Origin of the sequence: Streptomyces sp. A2-16, from assembly GCF_018128905.1 — a bacterium.
Classification (GTDB): domain Bacteria; phylum Actinomycetota; class Actinomycetes; order Streptomycetales; family Streptomycetaceae; genus Streptomyces.
The window spans coordinates 9,685,151-9,702,092 of sequence record NZ_CP063808.1 but is presented as its reverse complement, the minus strand read 5'-3'; the positions used below and the strand labels follow the sequence as shown (position 1 = coordinate 9,702,092).

Annotated in this window: 16 protein-coding genes, 1 tRNA gene and 1 pseudogene; 8 read left to right on the top strand and 10 right to left on the bottom strand. The window is 70.9% G+C overall.

Annotation, left to right across the window (positions count from 1 at the left end; genetic code table 11):
• Positions 1-35: 35 nt before the first annotated feature.
• Together IOD14_RS43645 and IOD14_RS43640 are read left to right on the top strand one after the other, a co-directional pair.
• Positions 36-1,697, top strand: coding sequence for a GAF domain-containing sensor histidine kinase (locus tag IOD14_RS43645; protein ID WP_212673143.1), 1,662 nt, complete (start codon positions 36-38; stop codon positions 1,695-1,697).
• A 78-nt stretch (positions 1,698-1,775) separates the two neighbouring features.
• The gene (locus IOD14_RS43640) at positions 1,776-2,834 is read left to right on the top strand and encodes a M23 family metallopeptidase (RefSeq protein ID WP_123990334.1); all 1,059 of its coding nucleotides are present in this window, start codon (positions 1,776-1,778) and stop codon (positions 2,832-2,834) included.
• Positions 2,835-2,905: 71 nt separating this feature from the next.
• Here IOD14_RS43640 and IOD14_RS43635 read toward each other — a convergent pair whose 3' ends face one another.
• The 8 genes and pseudogenes from IOD14_RS43635 to IOD14_RS43600 form a co-directional block, all read right to left on the bottom strand.
• Complete coding sequence (locus IOD14_RS43635) at positions 2,906-3,790, bottom strand: HAD-IIB family hydrolase (RefSeq protein WP_174269178.1); 885 nt, start codon at positions 3,788-3,790, stop codon at positions 2,906-2,908.
• An 84-nt stretch (positions 3,791-3,874) separates the two neighbouring features.
• Positions 3,875-4,777, bottom strand: a complete 903-nt coding sequence (locus IOD14_RS43630) for an LLM class flavin-dependent oxidoreductase (protein WP_212673142.1) — start codon at positions 4,775-4,777, stop codon at positions 3,875-3,877.
• A gap of 52 nt (positions 4,778-4,829) precedes the next feature.
• Positions 4,830-5,273 carry a hypothetical protein gene (locus IOD14_RS43625; RefSeq protein ID WP_212673141.1) on the bottom strand — a complete coding sequence of 148 codons (444 nt, stop codon included), beginning with the start codon at positions 5,271-5,273 and terminating at the stop codon, positions 4,830-4,832.
• Positions 5,274-5,298: 25 nt separating this feature from the next.
• Positions 5,299-5,847, bottom strand: a complete 549-nt coding sequence (locus IOD14_RS43620) for an RNA 2'-phosphotransferase (RefSeq protein ID WP_123990330.1) — start codon at positions 5,845-5,847, stop codon at positions 5,299-5,301.
• A 122-nt stretch (positions 5,848-5,969) separates the two neighbouring features.
• Entirely contained in the window at positions 5,970-6,908 is a 939-nt protein-coding gene (locus tag IOD14_RS43615) for a MerR family transcriptional regulator (protein WP_212673140.1), read from the bottom strand.
• Positions 6,905-7,822: a metal-dependent hydrolase gene (locus IOD14_RS43610; protein WP_212673139.1), complete on the bottom strand. Its 918-nt coding sequence runs from the start codon at positions 7,820-7,822 to the stop codon at positions 6,905-6,907. Before IOD14_RS43610 ends, IOD14_RS43615 begins: the two co-directional genes overlap by 4 nt.
• Entirely contained in the window at positions 7,771-9,528 is a 1,758-nt protein-coding gene (locus IOD14_RS43605; RefSeq protein WP_212673138.1) for an SDR family oxidoreductase, read from the bottom strand. Before IOD14_RS43605 ends, IOD14_RS43610 begins: the two co-directional genes overlap by 52 nt.
• A pseudogene (locus IOD14_RS43600) lies at positions 9,525-10,366 on the bottom strand (M24 family metallopeptidase). The gene IOD14_RS43605 and the pseudogene IOD14_RS43600 overlap by 4 nt, the downstream one beginning before the upstream one ends.
• Positions 10,367-10,564: 198 nt before the next feature.
• Between IOD14_RS43600 and IOD14_RS43595 the strand changes: the two are divergent.
• From IOD14_RS43595 to IOD14_RS43570, 6 genes are all read left to right on the top strand, one after another.
• Positions 10,565-11,566 (top strand): ABC transporter ATP-binding protein, encoded by a 1,002-nt coding sequence (locus tag IOD14_RS43595; protein ID WP_212673527.1) that lies wholly within the window; start codon positions 10,565-10,567, stop codon positions 11,564-11,566.
• On the top strand, positions 11,556-12,464 hold the full coding sequence (locus tag IOD14_RS43590) for an ABC transporter permease (protein ID WP_212673137.1): 909 nt from the start codon (positions 11,556-11,558) through the stop codon (positions 12,462-12,464). The genes IOD14_RS43595 and IOD14_RS43590 overlap by 11 nt, the downstream gene beginning before the upstream one ends.
• Positions 12,461-13,372 carry an ABC transporter ATP-binding protein gene (locus IOD14_RS43585; RefSeq protein ID WP_123990324.1) on the top strand — a complete coding sequence of 304 codons (912 nt, stop codon included), beginning with the start codon at positions 12,461-12,463 and terminating at the stop codon, positions 13,370-13,372. Before IOD14_RS43590 ends, IOD14_RS43585 begins: the two co-directional genes overlap by 4 nt.
• A 10-nt stretch (positions 13,373-13,382) precedes the next feature.
• On the top strand, positions 13,383-14,102 hold the full coding sequence (locus IOD14_RS43580; protein WP_212673136.1) for an ABC transporter permease: 720 nt from the start codon (positions 13,383-13,385) through the stop codon (positions 14,100-14,102).
• Positions 14,103-14,234: 132 nt separating this feature from the next.
• Entirely contained in the window at positions 14,235-14,432 is a 198-nt protein-coding gene (locus tag IOD14_RS43575; protein ID WP_123990322.1) for a hypothetical protein, read from the top strand.
• A 267-nt stretch (positions 14,433-14,699) separates the two neighbouring features.
• Positions 14,700-14,786, top strand: a tRNA-Ser gene (locus IOD14_RS43570).
• Positions 14,787-14,848: 62 nt separating this feature from the next.
• Here IOD14_RS43570 and IOD14_RS43565 read toward each other — a convergent pair.
• Together IOD14_RS43565 and serS are read right to left on the bottom strand one after the other, a co-directional pair.
• On the bottom strand, positions 14,849-15,652 hold the full coding sequence (locus IOD14_RS43565; RefSeq protein ID WP_123990321.1) for an HAD family hydrolase: 804 nt from the start codon (positions 15,650-15,652) through the stop codon (positions 14,849-14,851).
• Positions 15,649-16,926: a serine--tRNA ligase gene (gene serS, locus IOD14_RS43560; RefSeq protein ID WP_123990320.1), complete on the bottom strand. Its 1,278-nt coding sequence runs from the start codon at positions 16,924-16,926 to the stop codon at positions 15,649-15,651. The genes IOD14_RS43565 and serS overlap by 4 nt, the downstream gene beginning before the upstream one ends.
• Positions 16,927-16,942: the final 16 nt, after the last annotated feature.

The window sequence follows — 16,942 nt, the reverse complement described above, 5'->3', positions numbered from 1 at the left end:
TTTCAGGATGAATCGGCATTAATTACCCTCTGGTCATGTCCACCCCCCAGGGAACGCCGCCGAACGCATTGACCGTACGGCTGCCGCAATTGCTGGAGGCGATGCGGTCCGTCGGCAGCGGTCTCGAACTGCGCTCCACGCTGGAACGGATCTGCGAGACGGCGGCGGAGCTGACCGGTGCCCGCTATGCGGCCATCGGTGTCGTCGACGAGGACGGTGACGGTCTCGCCGACTTCGTCTTCCGTGGGACCGGCGAGGAAACGGCCCGGCGGATCGGGCGGCTGCCCGACGGGCACAGGGGGCTGCTCGGCGCCCTCATCCGCGATCCGGAACCGGTGCGGCTGACCGACCTGACCGCGGACCCGCGTTCGTGCGGCCTCCCCGAGCACCATCCGCCGATGCGCACCTTCCTCGGTCTGCCGATCCGGGTGCAGGGCGAGGTCTTCGGGAACCTGTATCTGACGGACAAGCGCGGGGGCGGGCCGTTCGGCGACGACGACCTCGACACGGCCCGGGTGCTGGCCACCGAGGCGGGCATCGCCGTCGGCAACGCGCGGCTGTACGAGGCGGCGCAGCAGCGCGAACGCTGGATCGACGGCTCGGTCGCCGTGACCACCGCCCTGCTGTCCGACGGCGACGCCGACGACGCCCTCCAGGTCGTCGCCGAACAGGCCCGCCGGCTCTCCCGGTCGACGGCCGGGATCGTGCTTCTGACCGCCGAGGAGGGTGGTCTGGAGATCGCCGCCGTGGCCGCGGACACGCCCTCGGACGCCCTGGGCAGGGTGGTTCCCCCGGACAACGAGATCGTCGCCGAACTCCTCGACGGACAGGCGGTGTTCGTCGAGGACGCGGGCACGGATCCCCGGATGGCCGACAGCCTGGCCCGCGGCTACGGGCCGATCATGATGGTTCCCCTGCAGAGCTACGGCCGGGTGCTGGGCGGTCTCGTCACTCCGCGCGCCCGGGGAGAGCGGCCGTTCACGCGGACGGAACGGGCTCTGGCCGTCCAGTTCGCCTCGCAGGCCGCGCTCGCGCTGATGATGGCCGAGACACAGCGGGACCGGGAGCGGCTGGCGGTGTACCAGGACCGTGACCGTATCGCCCGTGATCTGCACGACCTCGTCATCCAGCGGCTGTTCACCACCGGGATGACGCTGGAGAGCGCACAGCGGCGTTCGGTCGTGCCGGAGGTGCGCGACGGGGTCGGCAAGGCGGTCGGTGAGCTCGACACCACCATCCAGGAGATCCGTACGGCGATCTTCGCGCTCCAACAGGATCCGGCCGAGGCGCCCGCGGGGCTGCGGACCCGGGTGCTGCGCGAGATCAACATGGCCGCCGTGCCGCTCGGCTTCAGGCCCTCGCACCGTTTCGTCGGCCCGGTCGACACCGCGGTGGGCGAGCTCACCGGCAAGAACCTCGTCGCGGCGTTGCGCGAGGCTCTCTCCAACGCCTTCCGGCACGCCGGGGCCTCCCGGATCGCGGTCGTCGTCGACGCCACCGCGACCCTGCCCGACGGCCGTCCCGGTGTACGGCTGACCGTCGTGGACGACGGCGTCGGCATTCCCGAGGGAGGCCGGCGCAGCGGCCTGAACAACCTGAGGCGGCGCGCGGAATCCCTGGGCGGGGGCAGCTGGCACGGTCCCGGAACCGGGGAGGGCGGCGGCGGTACGACGATCGTGTGGCAGGCGCCGCACTGACCCGTCCGCAGCAACGTGTCCCCCGGCCGTACGACGTGAACAGGACCGCGTCCCGGTGCCCGGGTCAGGATCGCTGACATGCGATCACCTCACCGACATCCGCTGCTCGTTCCGGCACTGCTGTGTGCGTTCGCGGTGTTGGCCGCGCGTCCCACGGACGCCGCCGAGGGCAGTGCGGGCCGTCGCGATGACGGTGGGGTCAGCACGCAGGTCCTGCGGCTGTACGAGGAGGCGGCACTGGCGACCCAGCGGTACGAGGCGGGGCGCCAGGAGGCGGAGGCGCAGCGGGTGCGGGCGCAGCGGCTCGAGGAACTCCTCGGCCGGGAACGGCGGGAGATCGCCGTTCTGCACAAGGACCTCGGCCGCATGGCCCGGGCCCAGTACCGCGACGGCGGCGGACTCCCGCTCACCGCGCAGATCATCTTCGCGGACGACACCGCCGAACTGATGCAGGGTCAGCATGTCTTCTCCCGGACCACGCTGGCGGTCGACAATGCGGTCGAGAAGAGCCGCAGGGCCGAGGCCCGGCTCGCGGCGGACGAGGCGAAGGCCGCGACGGCGCGGCGGTCGTTGGAGCGGCGCAGCGCCGAACTTGCCGCGTTGAAGCAGGACATCGAGCAGAGACTCGAAGAGGCACGCGGGCAGTTGCAAGGTGAGGCCGACGCGTCCGTGGCGGCCGGGGCATGCCGGGGAGCCGTACGTCTGGACCAGCCGCAGCAGCCCGTGGAGGGCACCTGGGTCACGCCGGTGGCGACGTACGAGCTGTCCGCCGGGTTCGGCAGCGGTGGGTCGCGGTGGGCGAGCCGGCACACCGGGCAGGACTTCGCGGTGCCGATCGGGACGCCGGTGCGGGCGGTGGGCGCGGGCCGGGTGGTGAAGGTGTCGTGCGGCGGCCCCTTCGGCATCGAGATCGTGATCGAGCACCCGGACGGCTACTTCACTCAGTACGCCCATCTCGCCGCCGTCACTGTCGACCAGGGGGAGGGCGTCGCCCCCGGGCAGTGGATCGGGCAGTCGGGCACGACCGGCAACTCGACCGGCCCGCATCTGCACTTCGAGGCGCGGGTCACGCCCGAGACAGGCTCGGCGGTGGACCCGGTGCCGTGGCTGGCGGCCCGTGGGGTGCCGATCGGCTGAGACACGTGCGGGGCATCCGGCGGCCGAACCACGGCCGAGCATCCCCGCGCCGCGCCGCGCCGCGGCAACAGCTACAGCCGTTCCAGCATCCGCTCGATCACGACGGCCACCCCGTCGTCGTTGTTGGCGACGGTCCGGCCCGAGGCCGCCGCGATCACGTCGGGGTGGGCGTTGCCCATCGCGTACGACTGGCCCGCCCAGGTGAGCATCTCGACGTCGTTGGGCATGTCCCCGAAGGCGACGACCTGCTCGTGGGAGATCCCGCGCTCGGCGCAGCACAGGGCGAGCGTGCTCGCCTTGGAGACGCCGGGGCCGCTGATCTCCAGCAGGGCGCTGGGGCTGGACCGGGTGACGTTGGCGCGGTCGCCGATGGCCAGGCGCGAGAGGGTGAGGAAGGCGTCCGGGTCGATCGAGGGGTGGTAGGCGAGGATCTTCAGCACCGGCTCGGCGGCACCTGGGCCGTCGTCGGCCAGCAGTTCCTCGGCGGGGGCCAGGTTGTCCGGGATCTCCATGTGCAGCTTGGGGTAGTCCGGCTCCTGGTGGAAGCCGTAGGTCTGCTCCACCGCGTACACCGTGCCGGGCGCCGCCTCCCGCAGCAGCCGTACGGCGTCCAGCGCGTTCTCCCGGGCCAGCTCGCGCACCTTCACGAAACGGTGGGCGCCGCGGCCGCCGTGCAGGTCGACCACCGCGGCGCCGTTGCCGCAGATGGCGAGGCCATGACCGTGGACGTGGTCGCTGACGACGTCCATCCAGCGGGCCGGTCGGCCGGTGACGAAGAAGACCTCGATGCCGGCCTCCTCGGCGGCGGCGAGGGCCGCGACCGTGCGTGGGGACACCGACTTGTCGTCGCGCAGCAGAGTGCCGTCGAGATCGGTGGCGATCAGGCGCGGCGGTATGTCGGCGGCCGGGGTCTCGGGCTGTCGCGTTGCTGAGGTCACCCGCTCATTCTCCCGCATATGCCTGCACGACCGTGCGGGTGCCCGCACAGGTGAGACATAGATGACGCGGGGCGGGAGCCCGCCCGCCCCGGTGCTGCCGTCTCAGCCCAGCTGTGCCGGTGCCTCCATGGCGATCTGTTCGAAGACCTTCTCGTCGGCGGCGAAGTCCGAGTCGGGGATCGGCCAGTGGATGACGAGTTCGCTGAAGCCGAGCTCCCGATGGCGGCCCGCGAAGTCGACGAAGGCGTCCAGGGACTCCAGCGGGCGGCCGCGGTCCGGGGTGAAGCCGGTGAGCAGGATCTTGTCCAGAGTGTTCACGTCCCGACCGAGTGCTGCGCAGGCGTCGGTGAGTTTGTCGACCTGGCCGCGGAGGGCCTGTAGGGACTGCTCGGGGGTGCCGTTCTCATACAGCTTCGGGTCGCCGGTGGTCACCCAGGCCTGCCCGTGACGCGCGGCGAGCTTCAGGCCGCGCGGTCCGGTGGCCGCCACCGCGAAGGGCAGCCGGGGCCGCTGGAGGCAGCCGGGGATGTTCCGGGCCTCGTGCGCCGAGTAGAAGTCGCCCTCGTAGGACACGGAGTCCTCGCGGAGCAGGCGGTCGAGCAGCGGGACGAACTCGGCGAGCCGGTCGGCGCGCTCGCGCGGGCTCCACGGTTCCTGGCCGAGCGCGGTGGCGTCGAAGCCGGTGCCGCCCGCGCCGATGCCGAGAGTGACCCGGCCGCCGGAGATGTCGTCCAGAGTGATCAGTTCCTTGGCGAGGGTCACCGGGTGCCGGAAGTTCGGCGAGGTCACGAGGGTGCCCAGACGCAGCCGGTCGGTGACGCCCGCGGCGGCGGTCAGTGTGGGAACGGCACCGAACCAGGGCCCGTCGCGGAAGGTGCGCCAGGACAGGTGGTCGTAGGTGTATCCGGTGTGGAAGCCGAGCTGCTCCGCGCGCTGCCATGCCTCGCGGCTCCCCTCGTTCCAGCGGCGGTAGGGGAGGATCACGGTGCTCAGACGCAGACTCATGTGTCCGAGCGTAAGCGGCGGGCGCTGTTTCACGTGAAACAGCGACGCACGGTCACCGAGCGCGGCCGCTGAGCCAGGGACTGAGGCCGACCGGGATGAACTCCTTGTGCACCCGGTCGCCCGGGAGCGGCACCATCAGGAAGTGGCTGGGCGGGAACCGGCGTGCCTTCACCCAGGCGTGGCCTTCGTAGAGGGCGCGGAGGAAGGCGGGGACGTCGTCGCGGGCGACGTCGGGGCACTCGACTCCGTCGACGGTGATCAGGGCGTCGTCGTCCGGGAACAGGCGCACATCCACCCGGGGCCGGCCGCCGAACTCGACGTAGGCCTCGTGGGGCAGGGTGCCGTCCGGGTCGGTGGTGACGCCGACGCCCGCGGCGCTGCGGCGGGAGGTCTGGTCGGCGCCGATGTCGTGGCTCACCTCGATCGCGAGCCCGTATTCGGCGGCGAGGGCGCGGAGCGCGGTGACGGCGGCCTCGGTGGTGGGCAACTGGTCCATACCACCGATCATGCCTGGGAAGGAGTCAGTGCGACTCGGGAAACCGCAGATATCGGGGCGGCACGGCCTGGGTCAGCCAGACCCCGTTCGCGCTGACGTGGAAGACGTGGCCGTCGCGGTGCATGGCTGCCGCGTCCACGGAGAGCACGACGGGGCGGCCGCGGCGGGCTCCGACGCGGGTCGCGGTCTCGCGGTCGGGAGACAGGTGCACGTCGTGCCGGTTCATGGGCCGCAGTCCCTCGGCGCGGATCGCGTCCAGGGTGCGGGCCACGGTGCCGTGGTAGAGGTACGGCGGCGGGGTCGCCGGTGGCAGTCCGAGGTCGACCTCGATGCTGTGGCCCTGGCTGGCACGGATGCGGGTGCCGTCGATGGCGAAGCGTTGTTTGTCGTTCGCGGCGACGACCTGGTCCAGTTCTTCACGGGTGATGCGGAAGTTGTGCGCGGCGGTCGCGGCGAGCAGGGCGTCGATCTCGACCCAGCCGGCCTCGTCGAGGGTGAGGCCGATCCGTTCGGGCTGGTGCCGCAGATGCTTCGAGAGGTACTTCGACACCTTCACGGTGCGTCTTTCGTCCATGTCACCAGGGTGCTGGGAGAGACGTGAATCACGCGAATGATTTTGACCCGGATGTTTGATCCACAACCAACTGTAGTTATCCACAGGCCACTTGGCGTTTCTGTGGACAACTCCCTGTCATGTCAGCCCTCTTCGTCAAGATCGACTGGGGGACGTCCACTTGACGTGAGCGCATCCAACGCCCTTGCCCGCACCTCCCGTTCAGCCGCCAGCACAAAGAACTCCGACACCCGCTCGGCCCCAACCAGCCTTTCCACCGCCCGCATCGTCTCCTCGGGCACGGCCACGGAACGTGACGTCGGGCGCCCGTCCGCCGTCGCCCCGGAGCCGAGGTGCCGGCGCAGTTCCTGTGCCGCCAACAGCCTCATCGCCCGCGCGAGTTCGGCGTCGACGGTCTGCTGTGCGAGGGGGCGCAGCCGTCGTACGAGCGAGGCCGCCTCGGCGGCGTCGGCCTCGGTCGGCCGGTGGGCTGCGTCCAGGTAGCGAGCGAAGACGTGCTCGGTGGTGAACTCCAGGAAGCGGGCGGCGATGTGCTCGACCTGTCCCCTCAACTCCCGCAGATGGCACGAGATCGCGGGGAGCGGGACCCCGGCCGCGTGCAACTCCACGGCCACGGAAAGCTCTTGGGGGCTCGGTACGAGGAAGGTGTCGCTGTCTCCGGGCACCGGCTCCAGTACGCCGAGTTCGACCGCCTCGGCGACCGCGGCCTCGTCGGGGGTGCCGCCGAAGCGTGCGTGCAGGTCGGCCCGGGAGATCCGGCCGGTCTCCTCGTCGGTCCACGGGCCGTCGACCTCGGCGACCAGGCCGAGGATCCCGCCGAGGCCGCGGCCGGAGTCGTAGGCCTCCAGGAGCTCCTTGATGGAGGCCAGGCCGTAGCCGCGCTCCAGGAGGTCGGCGATCTGACGCAGCCGGGCGAGGTGGGTGTCGGTGTAGATGTTGGCGCGGCCGCGGCGCTCGGGGCGGGGGAGCAGTCCTCTGTCCTGGTAGGCGCGGATGGTGCGGACGGTGGCACCACTGAGGTGGGCGAGGTCCTCGATCCGGTAGGCGGGGGTGTCGCTCACGAGGCGGCCCTCGCCGCCGGTGACCGCTTCAGGTACTCCACCGCGCGGCTCAACGACCCTTCCCGCGAGGGGTGGTAGGACCGCCGCAGGTAGCGCGGTACGGCCGCGCCGAGCTCCCGCCAGGCAGGCAGCAGACCCTTCCGTACGGCTTTCTCGTGCTCCTTGAGGGAGTACCGCGACCGGTCCGTCAGTTGTGGGTCGCGGCGCATGAGGTAGTTCGTCCCCCATACCCACAGGTACAGCATCACCGGGGCCGTCACCGCCATGCCGGCGATCCGGCGGGCGTAGCGGGGTGTGCCGGTGCCGCCGCAGTGCTGGTACATGTCGAAGGCGACCGCGCGGTGTTCGACCTCCTCGGCGCCGTGCCAGCGCAGCAGGTCGAGCATCACCTCGTCGGCGCCGGCCCGGTCGAGGCCGTCGGCGGCCAGGACCCAGTCGCCGAGCACGGCGGTGAACTGTTCGATCGCGGCGACGACGGAGAGCCGGAAGCGCAGCCACTCGCGTGCGGGGACGGGCGCGTTGAGGGGCGGGCGCTCGCCGAGCAGGCGCTCGAAGAGGAAGTCGACGTGCCGGGTGAAGTCGGCGGTGTCGAGCTGCTGGGCGGCCAGGTGGTCGAGTACGTGCGTGTGCTGGACGCTGTGGGTGGCCTCCTGTCCCATGAACCCCTTGACGTCGGCGCGGAGTCCGGGGTCCGTGATCAGGGGCAGGCCTTCCTTGAAGACCTGCACGAACCAGCGCTCCCCCGCCGGCAGCAGCAGGTGCAGCACGTTGATGACATGGGTGGCGGTGGGCTCGCCGGGGATCCAGTGCAGGGGCGTGCGGGACCAGTCGAAGGACACCCGGCGCGGGGCGATCCGGTGGTTCACAGCGGTGGCTCCAGTCGGGCGAGCGCCCGCAGTGCCTTCGGCGCCCATCGGGCCAGGGCGCGGGTGCCGCGGGCCTCGGGCGTGACCGGTACGACGGCCTGGTTGCGCACGACCGCTCGCAGGATCGCGTCGGCGACCTTCTCGGGCGGGTAGTTCCGCAGTTTGTAGAGGCGGGCGGCGCGTTTCTGGCGGCGTTTCTCCTCGGCGGCGTCGACGCCCGCGAAGCGCGCGGTGCCGGTGATGCCGGTGTTGACGAAGCCGGGGCAGATCGCGCTCACGCCGATGCCCTGGCCGGCGAGTTCGGCGCGCAGGCTCTCGCTGAGCATGAGGACGGCGGCCTTGGAGGTGCCGTACGCGGACAGGGCTTTGGAGGGCTGGTAGGCGGCCGCCGAGGCGGTGTTGACGATGTGGCCGCCCTGTCCGCGCTCGGCCATCTGCCGGCCGAAGAGCCGGCAGCCGTGGATGACGCCCCACAGGTTGACGTCGAGGACCTTCTTCCAGTCCTCGACGGTGGTGTCGAGGAAGGGGCCGCCGAGGCCGATCCCGGCGTTGTTGACGAGGACGTCCACGACGCCGTACTCGGTGGCGACCTTGGCGGCGAGTTTCTCCATGGCCTGTTCGTCGGAGACGTCGACGGTCTCCGCCCAGGCCTCGGGGGCGCCGAGCAGCCGGGACAGTTCGGCGGTGCGGGCGGCGGACTCGGCGTCCCGGTCGACGGCCACCACGCGCGCGCCGGACTCGGCGAAGGCGAACGCGGTGGCCCGTCCGATGCCGCTGCCCGCGCCGGTGATCAGGACGAGCTGTCCGCCGAACCGGTCGGCGTACTTCCCGGTGGCCGGCACCGCGGTCCGGCCGCTCTCGACGGACGTCACGAACTCCGTGATCCACGCCGAGAGCTGGTCGGGCCGGGAGCGGGGGATCCAGTGCTTGGCCGGGAGCGTGCGCCGGGTCAGTTCGGGGACCCACTGCTCCAGGCCGTCGTAGAGCTTCTCCGACAGGAAGGCGTCGCCCAGGGGCGTGATGAGCTGCACGGGCGCGTGTGCGTGGGCGTCGGTGCGGGGGCGGCGCAGCCGGGCCCGGACGTTGTCCCGGTACAGCCAGGCGCCGTGGGCCGCGTCGGTGGGCAGAGATGCGGTCGGGTAGCCGTGGGCGGGGACCTTCTCGGCGAGCTCCAGGACGCGCGGCCAGAGCTTGCCGAGCGGGCCGCGCCAGGCCAGCTCGGGCAGAGCGGGGGTGTGCAGCGCGTACACGTACCAGGACTTGGCGCCCTGGCCGAGGAGCTGGCCTAGGCGGCGGGGGGTGGGGCGCCTGAGGCGGCCCGCGATCCAGTGGCCGAAGTGGTCCAGGGACGGTCCGGACATCGAGGTGAAGGAGGCGATGCGGCCCTCGGTGCGCCGGACGGTGACGAACTCCCAGGCCTGCACCGAGCCCCAGTCGTGCCCGACCAGGTGCACGGGCCGGTCCGGGCTGACGGCGTCCGCGACGGCCAGGAAGTCGTCGGTCAGCTTCTCCAGGGTGAACCCGCCGCGCAGCGGCTTCGGCGCGGTGGAGCGGCCGTGGCCGCGGACGTCGTAGAGGACGACGTGGAAGCGGTCGGCGAGACGGCCGGCCACCTGGGACCAGACCTCCTTGCTGTCCGGGTAGCCATGCACCAGGACCACGGTCGGCTGCCCCGGGTCGCCGAGTTCGGCCACGCACAGTTCGATGCCGCCGGTGCGTACCCGGCGTTCGCGCGCACCTTCCATCAAGGTCACTTCTCCTCCGCCCAGCGCCGCACGTGCGGCAGGTCGTCGTCCAGCCAGAAGGCGCTCTGTTCGGGATCCGCGGAGTCGGTGACGACGAGGATCTCCTCGAACTTCGCGCCCGTGCCCCGGAATCCGAGGTGGGGTTCGACCGCCCACAGGCCCGGCTGGGGCGGGTGGTCGGAGAAGCGGTACGGCGACCACAGGGGCGACCAGCCCTCACGGTGGCCGTGCAGCGCGTCGGCGGCCAGGCCCTTCAGGGACTGGGCCCGAACCCGAACAGGTGCGGTGACCAGCGGCGTTGTCCGACCCGGTCGACCTTGTGGGCGATCACGCCGAAGGGGTAGGCGCGGTGCCGGTTGGCGTAGCCCTGGCGGACCATGAGGCGGTCCACGTCCTCGTAGATCTCGCGCAGCGACCGCCGCTCGCGGACCTCGCGCAGGATCAGCTCGCGGTGTGCCTCCAGGTCGGCCATCAGTCTGTCCTGGACCGGGTTGGCGCCGAGCGAGCCGGAGTAGCCGATGTCCGCGGTGTATCCCTCGTACACCGGTGCCATGTCCAGGATGAACGGCATCCCGGGCTCCAGTCGGCGGCCGGTGGGGAAGAACTGCAGGGGCACGCGGAAGCCCGTGAACGCCGTGCGGTCCCCGAACCAGGCGAAGGGCAGATGGAACCAGTCCCTGACGCCCCGCTCGCGCAGCCACCGGCGCTGCATCCCGGCGGCCTGCCGCTCGCTCATGCCGGGCTCCAGACGGGCCGCGACCGCTTCCGCGCACTCGTACGCGAGCTGCTGGACCCGTCTGAATCCCCGCAGCCCGGCGGAGAGTTCGCTGCTCGCTGCTGTCGTCATGCCGCCCGTCCCGTCGGTCGCGGTACGTGTCCGTAACTTGACACTGCCGAATGTGACAGTTGTGAGAGGCTGCGTCAATAGGCGGTATGAGACCTCAGGGTGACCCCTAGGTGCCCGTACATCTGGAGTCTGATGCCGAGACAGCTCTACGGAGTGACGACCGGGGTGGCCCACGTCACTACTGTCGATGTCGTGACTGTGATCGCGACCGAAAGCCTGAGCAAGCGGTTCCCCCGGGTGACCGCGCTTGACCGGCTCTCCTTGGACGTCGGACCCGGTGTTACCGGACTCGTCGGAGCCAACGGAGCCGGCAAGTCCACCATGATCAAGATCCTGCTGGGTCTGTCCCCCGCCACCGAGGGCCGTGCCGAAGTGCTCGGGCTCGACGTCGCGACCGAGGGTGCCGCCATCCGCGAGCGGGTCGGCTACATGCCGGAGCACGACTGCCTGCCGCCCGACGTCTCGGCCACCGAGTTCGTCGTGCACATGGCCCGCATGTCCGGCCTGCCGCCCACCGCCGCGCGGGAGCGCACCGCGGACACCCTGCGCCATGTCGGCCTGTACGAGGAGCGCTACCGCCCCATCGGCGGCTACTCCACCGGCATGAAGCAGCGCGTGAAGCTCGCGCAGGCCCTGGTGCACGACCCGCAGTTGGTCTTCCTCGACGAGCCGACCAACGGCCTCGACCCGGTCGGCCGCGACGACATGCTGGGCCTGATCCGCCGTATCTACACCGACTTCGGCATCTCGGTCCTGGTCACCTCGCACCTGCTGGGCGAGCTGGAGCGCACCTGCGACCACGTCGTCGTCATCGACGGCGGCAAGCTCCTGCGTTCCAGCTCCACCACCGACTTCACCCAGAACACCACGACCCTCGCGGTCGAGGTCACCGACACCGACGAGCACCCGGACGGTACCCGCGCGGTGCGCGAGGCGCTGCACGCGCGCGGGGTGGAGATCCTCGACTCCCCGAGCGGTCTGCCGGGCGCCGGCCACATCCTGCTGCTGACCGCACAGGGCGAGCAGACCTACGACGTCGTCCGTGACGTCGTCGCCGACCTGGGCCTCGGCCTGGTGCGCATGGAACAGCGCAGGCACCACATCTCGGAGGTCTTCACCAGCGAAGGCACCGGTGAAGGCACCAGCGAAGGCACGAGCGCGGCACAGCAGCGGAAGGAGGCCGTCGGCCATGGCAGTTGAGCACCCGGTCGCCGCCCCCTCGGGCGACCAGACCCGCATCCACAACATCGGCTACCGCACCTACGACGGCCCTCGTCTCGGCCGTTCCTACGCCACCCGCTCGCTGTACTCGCAGTCCCTGCGCGGCGCCTACGGCCTCGGCCGCTCGGTCAAGTCCAAGGTGCTGCCGATGCTGCTGTTCGTCGTGATGTGCGTGCCCGCGGCCATCATGGTGGCCGTCGCGGTCGCCACCAAGGCGAACGACCTGCCGGTCGACTACACCCGCTACGCGATCATCATGCAGGCCGTCATCAGCCTGTATGTCGCCTCGCAGGCACCGCAGTCCGTCTCCCGCGACCTGCGCTTCAAGACCGTCCCGCTGTACTTCTCGCGGCCCATCGAGACCGCGGACTACGTGCGCGCGAAGTACGCGGCGCTGGCCTCCGCGATGTTCGTCCTCACCGCCGCCCCGCTGATCGTGCTCTACGTGGGCGCGCTGCTGGCCAAGCTGGACTTCACCGACCAGACCAAGGGATTCGCACAGGGACTCGTCTCCGTGGCGCTGCTCTCGCTGCTCTTCGCCGGCATCGGCCTGGTCGTCGCGTCGGTCACCCCGCGCCGCGGCTTCGGCATCGCGGCCGTGATCGCCGTCATGACCATCTCCTACGGCGCCGTCTCCACGCTCCAGGCGATCGCCGACGCCCAGGGCAGCTCCAGTGCCATCCCGTGGATGGGCCTGTTCTCGCCGGTCACCCTCATCGACGGACTGCAGTCGGCGTTCCTCGGCGCGAGCTCCGCGTTCCCGGGGGCGGTCGGCCCGTCCAACGGCGAGGGCGTGGTCTACGTCCTGGCCGTCCTCGGCCTGATCGCCGCCTGCTACGGCCTCCTGCTGCGCCGCTACAAGAAGGTGGGACTGTGACCACGCTCCAGATCGACCATGTCTCCCGCTGGTTCGGCAACGTGGTCGCCGTCAACGACATCACCATGACGATCGGCCCCGGCGTCACCGGCCTGCTCGGCCCCAACGGCGCCGGAAAGTCCACCCTCATCAACATGATGGGCGGCTTCCTCGCCCCGTCCACCGGCACCGTCACCCTCGACGGACAGCAGGTGTGGCGCAACGAGGCGATCTACAAGCACATCGGCATCGTCCCCGAGCGCGAGGCGATGTACGACTTCCTCACCGGGCGCGAATTCGTCGTCGCCAACGCCGAGTTGCACGGCCTCGGCGCCAAGGCGGCCCAGAAGGCGCTGGCCACGGTCGAGATGGAGTACGCGCAGGACCGCAAGATCTCCACGTACTCCAAGGGCATGCGCCAGCGCGTGAAGATGGCGTCCGCCCTGGTCCACGACCCCTCGCTGCTCCTGCTCGACGAGCCGTTCAACGGCATGGACCCGCGCCAGCGCATGCAGCTCATGGACCTGCTGCGGCGCATGGGCGACGAGGGCCGCACCGTGCTGTTCTCCTCGCACATCCTCGAGGAGGTCGAGCAGCTCGCCTGGCACATCGAGGTCGTCGTCGCGGGCCGGCACGCGGCCAGCGGCGACTTCCGCAGGATCCGCCGCCTGATGACGGACCGCCCGCACCGCTATCTGGTGCGCTCCAGCGACGACCGCGCCCTCGCGGCCGCGCTGATCGCCGACCCGTCGACGTCCGGCATCGAAGTCGACCTGTCGGAGGGCGCGTTGCGCATCCAGGCCGTCGACTTCGGCCGCTTCACCGCGCTGTTGCCCAAGGTCGCCCGCGACCACGGCATCCGGCTGCTCACGGTCTCGCCCTCCGACGAGTCCCTCGAGTCCGTCTTCTCGTATCTCGTCGCGGCGTAGGAGGCCGAACATGTACGACCCCACAGTCGCCCGACTCACCTACCGGGCCCTGCTCGGCCGCCGCAGGGCCCTCATCCTGGGCGCCCTGCCCATCCTGCTGATCGTGATCTCCGTGATCGTGCGCGCACTGGTCGGCGCCGACGACCAGACCGCCTCCGACCTGCTGGGCGGGCTCGCGCTCGCCACCATGGTGCCGATCATCGGCGTCATCGCGGGCACCGGCGCGATCGGCCCCGAGATCGACGACGGCTCGGTGGTGTACCTGCTGTCCAAGCCGCTCAAGCGGCCGACGATCATCTTCACCAAGCTGATCGTGGCGATCTCCGTGACGATGGTCTTCTCCGCCCTGCCGACGCTGATCGCGGGCTTCATCCTCAACGGCAACGGCCAGCAGATCGCCGTCGCCTACACGGTGGCCGCACTGGTCTCCTCGATCGCCTACGCGGCACTCTTCCTGCTGCTCGGCACGGTGTCCCGGCACGCGGTGGTCTTCGGTCTCGTCTACGCGCTGGTCTGGGAGGCCCTGTTCGGCTCCCTGGTCGCCGGGGCGCGGACCCTGAGCGTCCAGCAGTGGTCGCTGGCCGTCGCCCACAAGGTCGCCGGCGGCGACCTCGTCACCTCGGACGTCGGACTGCCGACGGCCACGGTGCTGCTGGTCGTGGTGACCGTCCTCGCCACCTGGTACGCGGGACAGAAGCTGCGCTCGCTGACGCTGGCGGGCGAGGAGTAACAGGCACCGCCCTATCAGGCACCGCCCTATCAGGCACCGCCCCTGACACCGGATTTATTGACAGGGGCTTCACCTCTGTCCGGGCACACTGGACAAAGGCGGACGTACGACTGCGAGTTGAAGGGAACGGGCATGGCAGACGACTGGGACGACCTCGTGCTGGACGAGGACTTCATACGCTCCGCCGAGACCTCCGAGCCGTCTGCCCGGGCCCGTATGCTCGCCGCGCGCTGGCGCCAGGAGTCGCCCGAGCCACAGCCCTGGCGCTCCGACGAGCCGCCCGCGGGGTGGTTCTTCAGCAAGCGCCGCAAGCGGTGGGGACGCCGATAGTTCGAACACCCGGCCGTTTAATTCGGTGGCGCCCAACTCGGCGTACAGGCACCATGGTTGTGTCCACACCGCCGGACAGCGACTCCGGCGCCACGTTCTGGGAGAGGAGCCGGGCGATGTCCATGCACGACAGTACGTCCAGCTCCCGTCGGGGCGGCCCGCGGAGGACTCCGGTGTAGTTACGCCACCGTCGAGTCCACCCGCAGGCACTGCCCGGGGCGGCCGCTTCGAGCACGCGATGTCGCTCTCGCGTGAGGCCGCCCACCCGGAGGATTGGCCGAGTGGTAAGGCACTGGCTTGCTAAGCCATGGTCGGGTTGCAAAGCCCGCGCACGTTCGATCCGTGCATCCTCCGCAGACCGCTGAGACCGCTGAGACCGCTGAGACCGCCGGGGCAACGACCGCGAGCCGGTCGTGTCAGCCCAGCAACCGCTCCAGCACCACCGCGATGCCGTCCTCCTCGTGGGAGGCCGTCACCTCGTCCGCCGCGGCCTTCAGCTCCTCGTGCGCGTTGGCCATGGCCACGCCGTACGAGGCCCAGCCGAACATCGGGATGTCGTTCGGCATGTCGCCGAAGGCGATCGTGTCCGCGGCCTTCAGACCGAGGCGCCGCGCCGCCAGGGACAGTCCCGTCGCCTTCGACAGACCCAGCGGGAGCAGCTCGACGATGCCCTCACCGGACATGGCGACGGTCACGAAACCACCCGCCGCCTGCCGGGAGGCCGCCGCGAGCGCGTCGTCCGACAGCTCCGGATGCTGAATGTAGATCTTGCTCAGCGGGGCCGCCCACAGGTCCGACACGTCCGTGAACGGCGTCGACGGCAGCGCACCCGTCACCGCGTACCCCGGCCCGACCAGCACGTCTCCGTCGAGGCCGCTGCGGCTCGCCGCCAGGAACAGCGGGCCGACCTCCGCCTCGATCTTCGCGAGGGCCACCGCGGCCAGCTGCCGGTCCAGGGTCACCGAGGTCAGCAGTCGGTGCTCGCCGGCGTCGTAGACCTGCGAACCCTGCCCGCAGACCGCGAGACCGTCGTACCCGAGGTCGTCGAGGATGTGCCGGGTCCAGGGGACCCCGCGGCCCGTCACCACGATGTGGGCGGCACCCGCCGCGGTGGCCGCGGCGAGCGCGTCACGGGTGCGCCGCGAGACCGACTCGTCGGAGCGCAGGAGCGTTCCGTCGAGGTCGGTCGCGATCAGCCGGTACGGAAAACCGCTGCTCACTTGGCGACCGGCTCCAGCAGCTCCCGGCCGCCGAGGTACGGCCGCAGCACCTCGGGCACCCGCACCGAGCCGTCGGCCAGCTGGTGGTTCTCCAGGATCGCCACGATGGTGCGCGGTACGGCGCACAGCGTGCCGTTGAGCGTGGCCAGCGGCTGGACCTTCTTGCCGTCGCGCATACGGATGGCCAGGCGGCGGGCCTGGAAGCTGTTGCAGTTGGAGGCCGAGGTCAGCTCGCGGTACTTGCCCTGGGTCGGGATCCACGCCTCGCAGTCGTACTTGCGGGACGCGGAGGCGCCGAGGTCGCCCGAGGCCACGTCGATGACCTGGAAGGGCAGCTCGAGGCCGGTCAGCCACTGCTTCTCCCACTCCAGGAGCCGCTTGTGCTCGTTCTCCGCGTCCTCGGGGGCGACGTACGAGAACATCTCGACCTTGTCGAACTGGTGCACGCGGAAGATGCCCCGGGTGTCCTTGCCGTAGGTGCCGGCCTCGCGGCGGAAGCACGGCGAGAAGCCGGCGTAGCGCAGCGGCAGCTGGTCGGCGTCGAGGATCTCGTCCATGTGGTACGCGGCGAGCGGGACCTCGGAGGTGCCGACCAGGTAGTAGTCGTCCTTCTCCAGGTGGTAGACGTTCTCCGCGGCCTGGCCGAGGAAGCCGGTGCCCTCCATGGCGCGCGGGCGGACCAGCGCGGGGGTGAGCATCGGGGTGAAGCCGGCCTCGGTGGCCTGCGCGATCGCCGCGTTGACGAGTGCGAGCTCCAGGAGCGCGCCGACGCCCGTCAGGTAGTAGAAGCGCGAGCCGGACACCTTGGCGCCCCGCTCCACGTCGATGGCGCCCAGCGCCTCGCCGAGCTCCAGGTGGTCCTTGGGCTCGAAGCCCTCAGCACCGAAGTCACGGATGGTGCCGTGCGTCTCCAGGACGACGAAGTCCTCCTCGCCGCCGACGGGGACGTCGGGGTGGACGAGGTTGCCGAGCTGCGAGGCGAGGCGCTTGGTCTCCTCGTCGGCGTCGTTCTGCGCGGCCTCGGCGGCCTTGACGTCGGCCTTGAGCTGCTCCGCCTTCTGGAGCAGCTCGGCACGCTCGTCCGGAGTGGCCTTGGGGATGAGCTTGCCGAGCGACTTCTGCTCGGAACGCAGCTCGTCGAAGCGGACGCCGGACGACCTGCGCCGCTCGTCGGCAGACAGGAGGGCGTCGACGAGGGCGACGTCCTCTCCACGGGCGCGCTGGGACGCGCGCACTCGGTCGGGGTCCTCACGGAGCAGGCGAAGGTCAATCACGCGGTCAAGGCTACCG